General features: G+C 72.6%; 13 protein-coding genes. All 13 read right to left on the bottom strand.

Annotated elements, in window-relative coordinates:
- Nucleotides 1-16 precede the first annotated feature (16 nt).
- Genes V5B60_RS15650 through V5B60_RS15590 form a run of 13 tightly spaced genes read right to left on the bottom strand, consistent with a single transcriptional unit; the run spans nt 17 to nt 14059 of the window.
- A complete protein-coding gene (locus V5B60_RS15650; RefSeq protein ID WP_332347977.1) occupies nt 17-994 on the bottom strand; it encodes a hypothetical protein in 978 nt (325 codons plus the stop codon).
- Nucleotides 991-1299, bottom strand: coding sequence for a hypothetical protein (locus V5B60_RS15645; RefSeq protein ID WP_332347975.1), 309 nt, complete (start codon nt 1297-1299; stop codon nt 991-993). The genes V5B60_RS15650 and V5B60_RS15645 overlap by 4 nt, the downstream gene beginning before the upstream one ends.
- Nucleotides 1300-1321: 22 nt before the next feature.
- Nucleotides 1322-1633: a hypothetical protein gene (locus tag V5B60_RS15640; protein WP_332347973.1), complete on the bottom strand. Its 312-nt coding sequence runs from the start codon at nt 1631-1633 to the stop codon at nt 1322-1324.
- A gap of 43 nt (nt 1634-1676) precedes the next feature.
- Nucleotides 1677-4376, bottom strand: a complete 2700-nt coding sequence (locus V5B60_RS15635; protein ID WP_332347971.1) for a phage tail protein — start codon at nt 4374-4376, stop codon at nt 1677-1679.
- Complete coding sequence (locus V5B60_RS15630; protein WP_332347969.1) at nt 4376-6682, bottom strand: baseplate J/gp47 family protein; 2307 nt, start codon at nt 6680-6682, stop codon at nt 4376-4378. The genes V5B60_RS15635 and V5B60_RS15630 overlap by 1 nt, the downstream gene beginning before the upstream one ends.
- A complete protein-coding gene (locus tag V5B60_RS15625) occupies nt 6682-7080 on the bottom strand; it encodes a GPW/gp25 family protein (RefSeq protein ID WP_332347967.1) in 399 nt (132 codons plus the stop codon). The genes V5B60_RS15630 and V5B60_RS15625 overlap by 1 nt, the downstream gene beginning before the upstream one ends.
- Complete coding sequence (locus V5B60_RS15620) at nt 7080-8858, bottom strand: hypothetical protein (protein ID WP_332347964.1); 1779 nt, start codon at nt 8856-8858, stop codon at nt 7080-7082. The genes V5B60_RS15625 and V5B60_RS15620 overlap by 1 nt, the downstream gene beginning before the upstream one ends.
- Complete coding sequence (locus tag V5B60_RS15615; RefSeq protein WP_332347962.1) at nt 8852-9538, bottom strand: phage baseplate assembly protein V; 687 nt, start codon at nt 9536-9538, stop codon at nt 8852-8854. Before V5B60_RS15615 ends, V5B60_RS15620 begins: the two co-directional genes overlap by 7 nt.
- Nucleotides 9538-10629: a phage late control D family protein gene (locus V5B60_RS15610; protein ID WP_332347961.1), complete on the bottom strand. Its 1092-nt coding sequence runs from the start codon at nt 10627-10629 to the stop codon at nt 9538-9540. Before V5B60_RS15610 ends, V5B60_RS15615 begins: the two co-directional genes overlap by 1 nt.
- A gap of 13 nt (nt 10630-10642) precedes the next feature.
- Complete coding sequence (locus V5B60_RS15605; protein ID WP_332347959.1) at nt 10643-10816, bottom strand: hypothetical protein; 174 nt, start codon at nt 10814-10816, stop codon at nt 10643-10645.
- Between the two features lie 14 nt (nt 10817-10830).
- Nucleotides 10831-12024, bottom strand: coding sequence for a hypothetical protein (locus V5B60_RS15600; protein ID WP_332347957.1), 1194 nt, complete (start codon nt 12022-12024; stop codon nt 10831-10833).
- An 8-nt stretch (nt 12025-12032) separates the two neighbouring features.
- A complete protein-coding gene (locus V5B60_RS15595) occupies nt 12033-12497 on the bottom strand; it encodes a phage tail protein (RefSeq protein ID WP_332347955.1) in 465 nt (154 codons plus the stop codon).
- Nucleotides 12497-14059 carry a phage tail protein gene (locus V5B60_RS15590; RefSeq protein ID WP_332347953.1) on the bottom strand — a complete coding sequence of 521 codons (1563 nt, stop codon included), beginning with the start codon at nt 14057-14059 and terminating at the stop codon, nt 12497-12499. The genes V5B60_RS15595 and V5B60_RS15590 overlap by 1 nt, the downstream gene beginning before the upstream one ends.
- Between the last annotated feature and the right edge of the window lie 18 nt (nt 14060-14077).

The following is a 14077-nucleotide window of genomic DNA, read 5'->3' as shown; positions in this document are numbered from 1 at the left end:
CCAGTGTGATTGCTGTTCATCCGCCAAGCCCGAGAGCGCCGGCGAGCAGGCCGAGATGCGGCAGCACGCGCCGGCCGCCGTTGTCGACGACGGCATCGCCAGCGCGCGCCGGTGGATCGCCAGCGGCGACGGCAAGGAAGACCCGCGCCAGGAAGACCGCGGTCGGATCGAGGCCCGGCGGATGTCCGGGCGGCGGCGCCAGTTCTCCGGCCACGCTGCTGCTGGCGGTGATCTCCGGCCAGCCATCGAGGACCGCGTCATGCAGCGCGGCACGACGTTCGCCGGCAGTCAACGCCGAGAGGTCGCGATCCTGTTGCGGCAGTCCGTTGAAACCGTCGTCGAGGCCATCGCCGCGCAGCACCAGATGGACTTCCCAGGCGTCGCGCAGACGCGCCGTCTGCACCGCGTCGAGCGCATCGAAGGGGCCACTGGCGAAGGCTGGCGTCAGCGCCTGGCGGCAGGTTACGAAACGGATGAACACATCGGCGATCACCGCCCGCGCCGCCAGCGCCGGCCCATCGGCGAGCAGTCGCGCGCTGGCGAAGCGGCCCGGGTCGTCGAGCGCCGCCAGGCGCAGTCCGTCGCCGCCATCGCGTTGCAACTCGCCATCGAACCAGCGTTCGACGCGCAGGCACACCGCGCGCGGCAGCTCCACCAGACGACCGAGGCGGTCCACTGCGAGCCCGGGGGCAATGCGGAGTTCCTCGACGCTGGTCGCCGTCGCCGGCACCTGCCGCACGCGCAGGCCGGCGAGCGTGCCGCCGGCGAAGAGGCCGCTGGCGCCGGCGGTCGCCGGGTCGATTCCGGGCGGCAGGAGGCGTGCCCCCGCCCCGCTGGCAAAGGCCAACGCGCGGGCGAGGCGGTTGCGGTGATAGGTCTGCTCGTCGGCGAAATCGGTCGCGTCGAGCAGCATGCCCGTGGCGTAGTGCGGCCGAGATGCGTCGGGCAGCGCGTAGAGCGGATCGTCCGCGGGCGGGCGCAGAGGGCTGTTCATGTTTCGCTCCTGTCTTGGGCCGACTTGCGCGGCTTGCTGGCACGTGGTCGAGCGGGCACACGGTTCGGCCGGACCGGCGTCACCACCGGTGTCACGAGCCCGCTGCCACCGGTCGTGAGCTGCGGGCGGACGGGACCGACCGGGACGCGCGCAATGACGATGTCGACGACATCGGGCGCGCTGCGGCGGCCGTCACTGGTCAGCACCTCGAGCTGGAAGCGGTGGGTGCCGACCGCCAGACCGGCGTCGACCACCGCCGTCGCGTCGCTGGTCCTGAGCGTGCGGCCGCGGACGAAGGTGGTCATGGCATCGCCTCCGGTGCCGTGCTCACGGCTGCCCGAGGTAGGTCCACAGGTAGCTCACCACGCGCCCGCCACCGGCGTCGAAGGAGCGCGAGCCGTCGAGGTTGAAGCTGCTGCCGAAGCCGACGCTGCGCGGCGCCGAGAGGACGGCGGTCGGGTTCTGCGAATCGGCGACGATGACCGTGACCTCGTCGGGAATCGAGCTGTTGCCCGAGTCATCGACCACCACCAGGCGGAACGTGTGGCGGCCGAGCGGCAGCGGGTTGCTCGGTGCGATGGTGACCTCAACTGTCGGGGTGTCGGTCCTGACTTCGTTGTTGATGATGAAATCGGCCATGTCGGGCTCCTTGGGTCGGGTTGAAGTGCTGCCGTGCCGGCGCCTACTCGGTGAGGCGCCAGCGATATTCGGTGATGCGGCGACCGGCCGCCGCCGTCGAGCCACCGCCGTCGAGAACGAAGGAGCGCCCATGCGCGACGCTTCTGTCGGGTCCGGCGACCGCGACCGGTCGCACGGCGGCGGGTCCGGCGACCTCGCCGCTGGCACCGGACAGGCGCGGGTCGAGGCTGCCGACGCCGAGCACGCGATCCCCGTTGCCGAGGCTGCTGACCTCTGCCCGCGCCGGCAAGCGCTGCCGCGGCGGGCCAAGGTAGGTGTCGACGCCGACCAGGCTGGCGATGCCGACGAGCAGCGGCCAGGTGGCGGTCGCCACCTGCACCTCGACGTGCGCCGGCGACTCGAGCTCGACGATGCGGCGGAGCAGCCCGAGATCCTGCGCCGCGACCGTCTGGTGCACCAGCACCAGGACGCGGTAGGCGAGCTGATCATAGAAGGCGAGAATCGCTTCCTGCTCGGCCGGCGAGCCGACTTCGCCGCGGAACAGCGCCAGCAACTCGACGCGCTCGGCCTCGCCGAGAACCAGCGTGTCGCCGACCACCGAATTGCCACTGATCACCAGGCCGGGCAGCAGCGGGTCGTCCGCCACCGCGAGGTCGACGCCGAGCAGCGTGCTCAGCAGGCGGCGCATGCGGAAACCTTCGAGGACGATGATCTCGCCGCCACGCACGCCGCCGTCGCTGGCGACGTCGAGAGCGAGGCGCAACCCACGGCGGGTGCCGTGATGAAGCGCCAGCTCACTGGCGCGCGCGAGCCACTCGCGCCGCCGCGCCTCCGGCAACGCCGCATCGAAGGCGACACCGATCCAGCCGGCGAGCCAGTCGAGCGAGCCTGCCGGCGCCACCGCCGGATCGCTGCACAGGTGTGCCGCGGCGACGCGATCCTCGAGTGGCGTCAGGACGCCCTCGACGTTGCCAAGCAGGCGCTCGAGGAAATCCGCCGGCGTCGCCTGCGGCCGATAGGCGACGATCGCCGCCGCCTCGCGACGCAGCGTCCAGCTCGCCGGGCCGTCACGCAGCTGCCAGAGGCTGCCGGCGCCGGTCACCTCGACCCGCGCCGCCTCACCCAGCGCCAGCGCAGCGCGCAGCGCGGCGGGGACGATCGCCGCATCGAGATCGGCGGCGAGCAACGTGTCCACGCTCGCCACGGACGACCCGGGCAACTCGGCGGCAGCGCCGAACTCGCTCTCGCGGTACAGCCGCGGCAGGTAATGATCACGGTAGGAGAAGCGTGCAGCGTAGGCGCGCAGAGCCGCCAGCTCCGGCGAATCGCGACCGTCGCCATGCAACTCGACCCGTACCCAGAGGTAGCGCCCGGACAGCGCGCGCACCCGCCGCTGCGCCCGCTGGATCAGTACCGACCACAGCCCGGCGCGGCCGGCCTGCGGTGCACCCCAGGCGCCGAGTCCCGGGTGACCGGGCAACTCGGATGGCTGCCGCTCCCAGACGGCACGCGGCAGCGGCCCACCGGGCAGCGCCTCTGCCGCCACCTCGCCGAACACGTGTGCATGCCACTCGGCCGCCGTCGCCGGACTCGGCTCGGCGGTCGCCGCCAGCCAGACCACGAGGCCGCAGCCCGCCGGCAGCCGTGCCTCGGCGAAGAGCCGGTGCCAGACGGTCTGCTGATCGCCGCTGTCGAGCAGGTGGACGTCGGTAGCGGAGAAGTTAGCCGCCTCGCCGCGCCGCGCCAGGTTCGCCACCGACAGCCGGTGCAGCGGTTCGACGCCACCGGTGCGCAGCGGGTAGCGCGGCGGCTCGTCGAGGCGGTGGGCAAAGGCGGCCTCCTCGGCATCGGCAGCGAGCGGATAGATGTCGCCGCCCGCCTCGAGGACGCTGTCGCTGCTCGCCGCCACCGCCGGCAGCCACACCGGCACGTCGCGCCGGCCCGGCAGCCGCACCGCGATGCGGCCGTCGGCAAGCCAGTCGAGCGCATAGGCGAAGCTCGCTCCGGCGAGCGTCTGCGCCACGCCGAGGGTGCCGGTCCGCGGGTCGAGCAGGCGCAGGCGGCTCTCGCCATCACCGGCCCAGGAGAGGATGCCGAGCAGGCCGTCATGCGCGGCGGCGATCGCCTGCGGCCGCTCGCCGGCGGGCCAGAGCACCGCATCGAACAGGTTCAGCGTCGGCGGCGTCGGGTTCTCGGCCAGCGGCCGGAAAGTCGTCGCCGCGTAGTCGGCTGCCGGTCGCTCGGCCTGCACGCAACCGCTGAGGCGGGCGATGCGGCCGCTCGCGCGCTCGAGCAGCCAGACGCCGCCGGCTGCCGCAGCGGCGATCCGCCACGGCTGGAAGCCCGGCGTCGGCAGGACGACATCGCGCCAGCGGCCGCGCAGGTCGTGCAGCAGCACGCGCTCGCCAAGCGCGACGTAGAGCACGTCGTCGAAGCCGGCGGCAAAGTCCTGCGGCCGTTCGCCGAGCAGCAGCGTGCGCGCCGAATCCGGCAGGTGACTGCGCGCGACGATCGCCATCGCCGCCTCGTCCCAGTGCGCGCTGGCGCCTTGCCGGTCGACGGCGCGCGGCAGCCGCTCGAGCGCCGCCGCCGCGATCGTCGCCGCGTCGGCGACGGCTGCGCCGAGCGCACGCTCGCTGGTCAGTCGCAGCGCGCGGCAACCGGGGCGGTAGTCGACGTGACTGCGCCCGGGCCAGTGCCGGTAATCGGCAAGCAACCAGAAGCGCTGGCCGTTGGCATCCATCAGCACACCTCGGGAACGACCGGCACCGCCACCGCGGCCTCGTCGGCGAAGGGATTCGCCGTCGCCGACAGGTCGGCCGGCGCGCCGCCACCAGCCGCGCTGTCGTCGACCGCGACGACGCTCAGCAGCTCGGGCAACTGCCATGCCGTCAGTTCGAGCGACTGGCTGCCGTCGGTGGTATTGCGCGTCAGCAGCCGCCACTGGCCGCGACCGTCGATGTCTACACGTTCGAAGAGGTTGATGCCGCCGACCTCGGCGACCCCGGCCACCCGCGACACCTCGACCTCCAGCTCGCGCTCGCGCACCGTCCGCCCGAGCGGCCAGCCGCTGCCGCCGGCACCGTACGGTGGCAGCGGCCAGAGCAGCCGGCGCAGCGCCTCGCGGACCTCGAACAGCACCGCCTCGCGGCCGAAGCCGTCGCGCACCCGCACCGCGACGGCGACGCCGAGCGGCACGTACTCGCAGCCGATGACGTAGAGTTCGGTGGCGAGCGGCGTGCGCTGCTCGAGGTGGGCATGCACGCGCTCGATGAACGGACGGTCGGGACGCGGGTTCGGCGCCTTGCCGAAGGCCCGCGCCGGCAGGACCATGACGCTGACCACGCCGGGAACCCCGAAGCGCCGTTCGCGCGGCTTGAAGCGCGGCATCACCTCGACACGCGCGACGTCGGTCCCCGGCACCTCCTGCGCCAGGCGGCGGTAGTCGTCAGCGGTCACCGCCCGCTCGCCATGCCGCAACAGCGACGGGATCCGCTGTTCCGCCCGCGCCAGCGTCTCGGCGTCCTCGCCGCCCTCGCTGGCGAGCGGCTGCAGGACCTTGATCGCCGGCAGCGGCCGCTGCGTGCCGACGAGGCGCGCCGTCGTCACCTCGCTCAGACTCGCCGGCGGCAGGTTGCCCGCGCGACCGCCCCCGAAGCGCCCGTGTGCGAGGCGGACCCGCATCTGCCGCTCGGGCACACGGCCGCGCACCCCGTCGCCGAAACGCAGGCTGCCGGCCTCGGCATCGACCTCGAACACCGCCGCCTCGCGCGCCACCAGCGGATCGGCAGCGATCGCGGCGAGGTCATCGACCCGCTGCCAGGGCTGGTAGCCACGACCCGGCTCCTCGACCTGGATCTGCAGCGTGTCGACATCGACCGAACCGGTCGGCAGACGGAAGACCTGGTCGGCGGCACCGGTCGACACGCCGAGCACGCGACTGCCGAGCGTGCTGCGCTGATCGACGGCAACGGCGTTGATGCCGACCCAGGCGAGGCGGAGGCTGGCGACGCCGCTTCCCGGCCGCGGCCGCAGGCGCAGCCAGCCGACCAGGCGCGCCGCCTTCTCCGGGTCGTCGATGCGCGGCGGATTGTCGCCGACACCGGCGCGCGGGTTCTCGCCGACGTCGTTGACCGGTGCCCAGAGCAGCGACTCGTCGGGCATCGGCAGGCGCAGCACGCCCGGCCGGGTCAGTCCTGCGGTCGTGTCGTTGACCTCGCCGGGCAGCGGCTCGACGCTGAGGTAATCGGCGTTGATGCCGTCGGCGGCGCGCGTCACCACTTCCCACAGCACCGGCACGCGGGCGCGCGGCCCGACTTCCTCGAACAGCGCCGGCGCCGCGATCGCCGGCACGACGCCGACCGACAGCAGTGCCGTCGCCCCGCTGTCACCGCCGCCGAGCGCCGCGCGCGCGGCGGCGTTGGTCGCCGCCTGCTGCTCGGGCCGCTGCGCGACCGGCGCCAGCAGCGCCAGCCAGAGCGCCCGGTCGACGCTGTCGGCGAAGACATCGACGCCGTCGCCGCTCGCCGCCTGGCCGCCGACGAAGAGCGGCGTCGCCAGGTAGCCCTTGGCGACCGTGTCGATGCGGTGCACCTTCTGCAGGCCGGCGATCACCGCCTCGAGACGCGCCGCCTCGACGTCGGCGAGCGGCTGCTTGCTCCACGCCTCGCCAGCCACCGGCAGCAGCGTCGTCTCGGCCAGCGTCTCGAAAGGCAGCGGCGCCTTGATGCGGGCGCCGGCGGCGAGCGTCAGCCCGCTCAGTTCGGTCGGCTGCGCGAACGCCAGGCTGACGATCGTCGCCGCCGGCCGCGCCGGCCGCAGGCCCTGGCCGAGCAGCTTGAGGAAAACCAGCCGCTGTCGTTCGGGAATCAGGTTGACGCGATAGAGCAGCGCATCGCCGAGCCAGGCGAAGAGCTCCAGCAGCGTCCGGCCGGGATCGCCGAGGCGCGGGTTGGTCCATTCCGGCGTGTGCGCCGGGATGCGTGCCAGCAGATCCTCGAGCAGATCGTCGAAGCTGCGGTCGTCGAGACGGGGTGGCAGGATCGGCATCAGCCCTCCTCCAGGCGAACGGTGACGGCCAGCGCCGCCGGTGTACCGGAACGGGCCAGTCGATAGGCGATCTCCAGCCGCAGTTCGGCGGGCTGTTCAGGTACCTCGAAAACCTCGACCCGGTCGAGCAGGATGCGGCGCTCCCAGCGAGCGAGCGAGTCCATCACCCAGTCGCGGACTTGGCGCCGCGTCGCCAGGTTGTTCGGGGCGTGCAGCAGGCGGTCGAGTCCGGCGCCAAATTCCGGGCGCATCAGTTGCTCGCCCGGACGGGTACTGAGGATGACGCGGATCGACTGCCGGACGCTCGCTTCCAGATCGGGCCAGTCGAGCCGCCCATGCTCGTCCGGCAGCGCGAACAGCGGCCAGCCGAGCAGCGGACGCGGCAACGGGCTGTTCATCACTCTCCCCCTCCCTTCTTCGGGAACGGGATGCAGATCTTGATGAACATCATCCAGCGGAAGAACAGGTCGAACAGCGAAAGGAAGATGTTCAGCACGATGAAGGCGCAGATGGTGATGATCGGGATGTTGAAGCTGCAGATCCAGCCCAGCTTGAGGCCGCTGTCGGCCGGCTTCTTGCCCTCCATGAGGTCGAGCGGATCGCCCGTCAGCAGGTTCTGCAGCGACGCCGGCACGGTGAAGGCGACGTTCGGCACCAGTTTCTTCAGCATCTCGCGATCGCTCGGGTCGGGCAGAGGCACCTGCACCGGCGGCGCGCCACCACCCTCGTACCACGGCGCGATGACGAACGGCGGGCTGTAGTCGCCCCACACCGTGCGTTGCGGGCAGTGCCCTTCGGGCTTGAGGCGAACGAAGGCGCGCAGGACATAGCGCGCAGCGGGGTCGTCGAAGCGGCCGGCGACACCGCTGACGGCGTCGAAGCGCCGCTGCAGGCAGGCCGACAGCGCGCCGGCCAGCGCCGCGCTGCGCGTGCCGTCGAGCCCCGGCCAGGCGGCCGGGATCGTCGGCGCTGGCGAGATCGACTCGCCATCGAGCAGGATGCGGCTCGCCGCCGCCAGAAAAACGCCCGCCGGCGTACTGCCCGGGATCGGCTTGCCGGCCGCATCGGCGAGCGGCAGCGCGATGCCGTCGAGCAGCGTCTGCAGCGCCTCGCCTTCGGCGTGGTCGCCGAAGGCGTCGAACTCCACCGCCAGCTGGCGCAGCAGCAGCAGCAGGCGCTTCATGCTGCTCTGGTCGCTGTCCGCGGGATTGCCGGCGATCGCCGCCAAGTCCGGCGTCAGCGAGCGCCCCGGCCGCGGCAGGCTGTCGGCGAGACCGCGCAGCGGGCCGACCAGGTGCGCCTTGAAGTCGCTGCTCGCCGCACCGAAGGCCTGCTCGTCGAAGCGCGGCGCACCGCCCTCCGCCTTCTCGCTGCTGGTGGTCGGCACCAGGCCGTAGAACAGCGTCGCGCCGGCGGCCGCGCAGACGTCGGGCGGCGCGAGGAACATCGGCACCACCGCTTCGTCGAGCAGCGCGTCCTCCTGCGCGGCGAGCAGCAGCCGCACCTCGTCGTCGAGCACCGGCTGCCCGGTGCCCGGCCGGTCCAGGCGGCGCAGCGCGGCGGGATCGTGCCGGTTGCCGCTGGCCGCGCCGTCGGCGGCGGCGCTGACGCGCGCCCAGCCGCGCAGGCTGTCGCCGGAACGCATCCAGCCCTGCTTCAGCTCGCGCCCGCCGGCGTCGCGCGCCAGGCGACGGATCACCAGGCCGGCGCCATCGACCCGTTGCGGATCGATGCGCGGTTCGCCCGGCGTATCGCAGCGCGCTTCCATCACCGCCAGGTGGAACTGCCTCTGGATTGGCTGGAACAGCTTCAGCACCTGCTCGCCGGCCGCCGCACGGCGGATCTCCTCGAGCCGCGCCGTCGCGTCCTGCGCGCTCGCCGCCGGCACGGCCGCCACCCGGCCGCCGGCGAGACCCAGCTTGCGGCTGGCGCCGCGCAGCGTGTTGAACAGGTCGCGGCCGCTCGCCTTGCTGCCGCGCGCTCGCGAATCGCTGCCGCTGGCGACGCTGGCGGGCTGTGCCAGGCTGGCACGCAGCGCGACACGACCGCCGGCGTCGCGCAGGCCGGCCAGCACCGCTTCGATGAAGTCCTCGTCGCTGCGCTGCAGGATCGCCGGCGCGCCGCCATCGGCGAGGTCGCGCGGCGCCGACAGGATCACCTCGTGATGCTTCACCATATGTTCCCCGCTCCGGGTGTGTAGCTGGTGGAAACCACCGAGGTCGCCTGCAGCACCTCGCACTTGACGATGCCCGAGAACTTGGCGAGTGCCGCATCGACCGTCACCATGCCGGCGCTGACCTTGACCTGCGGCGCATCGACCTTGACCTCGGCGCTGGCGGTGACGCTGATCCGCGCCGCCTCCATCACCACCTTGTTGCCGTTCGAGTCCTCGAGCGTGACCTTGCCGGGTCCGTCGGACAGGGTGAATTTCTGCCCGCCCGGCGTTTCGAGCTGCAGTTTCTCCTGTCCCTGCTGGTCGTCGAGGGTGATGGTGACGCCGTTCTTCGAGCGGATACGCTTGAAGCGGTTGCCCTCGTCGCCGAGATCGGCCGGCGACGCGCTGCTGCCGTTCCACAGCCCGCCGAGCACCAGCGGATGACGCACATCGCCCTGCACGAAGACCACCAGCACCTCGTCATCGACGTCCGGCATCAGGAAGGCGCCACGGTCGGCGCCGGCGAACGGACAGACGACGCGCGCCCAGAGCGGCGCGTCCTGCCCGTCGACACCGTCGAAGGCGAGCAGGCGAACCTGTACCCGGTTGCGCCGCTCGGGGTCGGAGAGGTCGACGACGCGCGCCAGTTGCGCGCCGTTGAGCCAACCGGCGGCGGGCTGGAAATGGCAGGCGCGGTCCATCAGCCGTCTCCCAGCCAGGCGCACTCGCCGACGAACTCGGTGCGATAGCCGGCGCGAACGTCGTAGAGGTGACGCGCTTCGACGACGTAGTAGCTGTTGTCCCAGCGGCCGGAGAGGCCGCTGACGCTGACCGTCGTGCCGACGCGCAACTGCGCATTGCCCTCGGCGACGCCTTCGAGGCGGACGAAGCGCCGCGCGCGCTGGTCGAAGGCCGCTTCGGCAACCGCCTGCGCCTCGGCGGCGCTCGCCAGGGCGAGGTTGGCGATGTGTTCGTGCCGCGGCGCCAGCGCCCGTCCGAGCCAGTCGGCGCCGCTGCTGCCGCTGCCCGGACCGCCGTGCGCCAGGCTGCTGGCCTCACCGCTGACCGCGCTGCCGCCGACCGGATCCCAGCCGGCGGTGCTGACGCTCGTCACCTGTTGCGCCAGGTCGGCCACGACGCGTGCGCGCGCCAGCTGGCCGTGCAGCTCGAGGTTCAGTTCGCCGCGCCGGACGTCGCCGCGCGGCGCCACCTGCAGCTCGTCGCCGACGATCTGCAGGTCGCCATCGAAACGGCCGAGCAGCCGCCGCAGGAAAGCGAGATCGCTCTCGTTGAGCTGTGCCCAGGTGCCGGTCGGTGCACTCAGTCCCTGCACCGAAGGCCGCAGTCCGAGTTCGCCGGCGACCGCGTTGACCACGTCGGCCGGCGACATGTCGCTGTAGACCTTGCTGCGGCGCGCCATGCGCGCCCGCCCGAGCGCGTCTTCGGCAAGCACCACCAGCTCCGGCGGCGCCCCCGGCGCGAAGTCGGCCTCGAGGCCGCTGACGACGCCACGGAAGAGCTCGCGCGGCTGGCTCTCGTCGCCGCTGTAGACCTCGATCGCCGTCCCGAGCGCGATCCGCGAACCATCCTCGAAGGCATACTCGGCGTTGCCGTCGGTGGTGCTCGCCCAGTTCGAGAAGCGCAGCTCGGCTCTCGTCATGCCGCCTTCGGACTCCTCGATGCGCATGCCGATGAGCAGTTCGGAGGCGCGCAGATCCTCCTGCCCGGCCAGCCGCAGCGTCGGCCGGGCACGATACACCGCAGCGCGGCTGACCGAGGTCTCGACCGGCATGCCGCCCTGCTCCCTAATCCGCCAGCCAGCGCCGCCGGCGCTCGTCGCGCAGCGCCAGTTCGCGCAGCAGGCCCGGCAGCAGCTCGTGCTCGCGCGCCGCCGCAGCCGCCGGCGCGCCGCTGTCCGCCGGTGCTTCCGGCCGCTCCGACCTGACTTCGGCCTGCATCTCTTCGATCCTGATCGGCATCCCCTTGCTCTCCGTTACTGACGCGCACCGATGACGAACTCGGCTTCACCACCGACATCGGCCTTCAGGCCGCTGCCACCGCCGTCGAGCAGGCGCCCGCCGACGGCCACCTTGCCGGCACTCGAGATGCTCGCCGACTCCTGCAGCAGCCGGCCGGGCGACAGGGCGCGCGCAGTCGGGTTGCTCTCGACCCGCAGCCCGGCAAAGGAGCCGCCGGCCGCGACGCCGGCTGCCGCACCGATGCTCAGGCTGGCGCCGCCGCCGATCCCCACCCCGATACCGCCACCGATCCCGACGCCGGCACCGCCACCGATTCCTGCCCCGGCCGAGGCACCGATTCCCACCCCGGCACCGCCACCAACGCTCAGTCCGGCGCCGCCACCGATGCTCAATCCGGCGCCGCCACCAGCGGCGAAGGCGGCCGCCGGCAGCAGGCTGACGCCGCCGCCCGCCGAGGCCGTCGCCCCGGCAGAAAAACCGGCCCCCGCCGAGGTGCCGATGCCGGCCGAAAAGCCGACGCCGACCGAGGCCCCGGCAGCGAAGCCGACGCTCGCGGAAGCGCCGACGGCGAGCCCGCCACCGCCGCCGAAGCGCAGGCTCGCGGCGCCATTGGCGGCAGCGATGCCGCGCGCGGCGCGCGGATCGCCGGCCCTGTTCGCCGCACCCTGCGGCCCGCCAAGCGGGCCCTCGTCGTCCGGCACGACGACCGGCTCGGCAGCGAGGTCGGCGTCGACCGAAGCCTGGTCGCCGCTCGTGCCGCCCTCGAAGCTGACCTCCTGGCTCGACAGCGTCAGGTTGATCGACGAGCGCAGCGGCAGACCACCGGCAGCGAAGAAGTCGATCGTCTCCTTGAACTGCTCGACCATGCCGGTAAAGGAATAGGCGCCCCAGCTGAACTTGACCAGCGGCGGCACCTTCTTGCTCTGCCCTTCCGGTACCGGCTGCAGCAGCTGCGCCATCTTGTTGGTCGTGATGCGCACGTCCTCGCCGGTGTCGGTGGTGTCGAAGATGACGTCCATCGTCAGCTTGGCGGTCGTCTGGCTGACGTACTGCTTCTTCTTCGCCCCCTGGCCCTCTTCCTTGAGCGTGTTCGACACCGTGTGCTGCAGGCTCGCCGGATTGAAATGCACCGGCACCGTCACCTTCGGGCCGGTCATCGTCTCGAAGGTGGCGGGCGTGTCGCTGAGGTCGTTGGGAAACTCGGGCATCGCCGGCCTCAGCTCACCAGGACCAGGCCCTCGTGGGCCAGGTGCAGTTCCTCGATGCCGATTTCGTTGCCCTTGGCATTGAGGTCGGCGGCCTTGAACTTGACCGGCATCGCGCGGCGCAGTGCCCAGCGCACCACCGCTTCGTCGGCGCTGTTGCGCATCTCGATCTCGACCTGCAGGCGATAGGCATAGGCGCCAGCGCCGACCTTGGAGAACCAGTTCCACAGGTCGCGCGTGTCACTCATGCCACGCTTGAGGACGACGGTGGCAAAGCTCACCGGGCCGGCACGCTGCACGGCGCCGTAGTTGCTGCCGCCGACCTTGATCACCTTCGGCTCCATCGTCGCCTCGAGTCCGGTGCACTCCGAGAACGCACCCTGGCAGAGCGGCACCGCGGCGCCGCTCGGGTTGGCCAGCGACTGCTGGCTGAAGCGGACATGGAAACGGAAGACGTGCAGCGGCAGGTCGTTCATCACGCCACCTCACGCAGCGGCTCGCTCGCCGCCGCGGCAACGCCACCGCCGGTGAGATCGAGAACGACCGTGATGCGCTCGACCGCCGCCAGCGGCAGGATGCTGATCTCGGCGCGCAGGCGGCCGCTGTCGAGATCGTTCTGGCTCATCGTGCTGCGGTCGCAGCGGACGCTGAAAGCCTCCTGCGGCGATGCGCCGCCGAGGCCACCCTCACGCCAGAAGGCGGTCAGCAACTGCCCGAGGCCCTGCTCGAGGCGCCGCCACAGCGCCGGCCCGCTGGCCTCGAAGAGCGCCGCCTCGCCGCTGCGCCGCGCGGCACGCAGCAGCGCGCCGAGCAGGCGGGTGACGCCACCGGCACGCCAGGCGAGGTCGCCGCTGGCGCTGACGTCGGAATGCAGCACCCAGCCATCGGGCGACGCAGCGACCAGGCAGACGCGTTGCGCCAGGCGGTCGGCCGGCGTCGCGGCGATGCCGCTGCACGAGAGTACCGGCTCGCTGCCGGAAACCGATGGCAGCCGGTTGCCGGCGACCGAGCGGAAGGTGCCGCGGGCGAGCGCGTTCGCCGCCAGCACGCCGGCGAACAGACCATCCGGCGGCTCGAGCGTCCCCGGCAGGTCGCTGCTGAAGCGGGTCCGCAGCCACGGCCAGGCGAGCTGGACGAAGGCGCTGCCGAGCGCGCGACCGCCGTTGCTGCTGTCGGGCGCGGCCAGCAGGCCGGCCGCGTCGAGATAGGCGAGGAAATCCGCCTGCGCCCAAGCGGCGGCATTGCGCGCATCGCGCAGCGGCAACGGCAACGCCGCCAGCAGCAGCATCTCGCGATGACGGCGCGCCAGTTGCTCGCGGGCGCTGCCGAGCGCATCGCGCCAGGCAACGAAACCGTCGTCGTCGGCACGCGGCGGCGCCAGGTCGCGCAGCCCGACGTCTTCCTCGACGGCCGGCGCCGTATCGACCGAGCACTCGACGAAGACCTCGGGCGAGTCCGGCGCTTCCACGGCGACATCGACGATCGCCGGTTCGGCGGCACAGATGTCGGCCAGATCCGGCAGGCAGACGAAGCTCACCTCGGGCACACCGGCGAGATGGCCGATGCCGCGCCAGGTCGTGGGGTCCAGCGGCGTCGCCGCCGGCGCCAGCAGATCGGACAGCCGTGCCGCGCGTTGCGCCGCGCGGCCACCGGCCGCTTCGAGGTAGGGCCAGGGATCGCCGCAGCGGACGACCACCGCCCGCCGCCCGCCGTTGGCGAAGAAACTGCGCACGGCGGCGCCGAGATAGCTCGCGCAGCGGCGAGTTCCGCTGCCCACCGGCCTCGCCGCCCAATCGTAGAGTGCGGCGAAGGCATTCCAGCTGTCGACCACCACCGGCACCTGCAACAAGCTTTCGATCTCCTCCGCCGGCCGCGCCCACGGTCCGCCGATCCAGCCGGCGGCCGCCAGCGCCGCCCGCACGCTGTCGGGAAGCGGCGTCGACCGCCGCCCGACGAAGCCGACGAAACAGGCGACGTCGACCCGGTTCGGGTCGGCTGCTGCCGCCGGCGGCGCGATTTCGAAGGAGAGCCCGTTCATCGTCTAGGCCACCCGGCC

The organism is Accumulibacter sp. (assembly GCF_036625195.1).
Lineage (GTDB): Bacteria > Pseudomonadota > Gammaproteobacteria > Burkholderiales > Rhodocyclaceae > Accumulibacter.
Note: the sequence above shows the minus strand (reverse complement) of the source record. Positions and strands in the feature narration are given on the sequence as shown.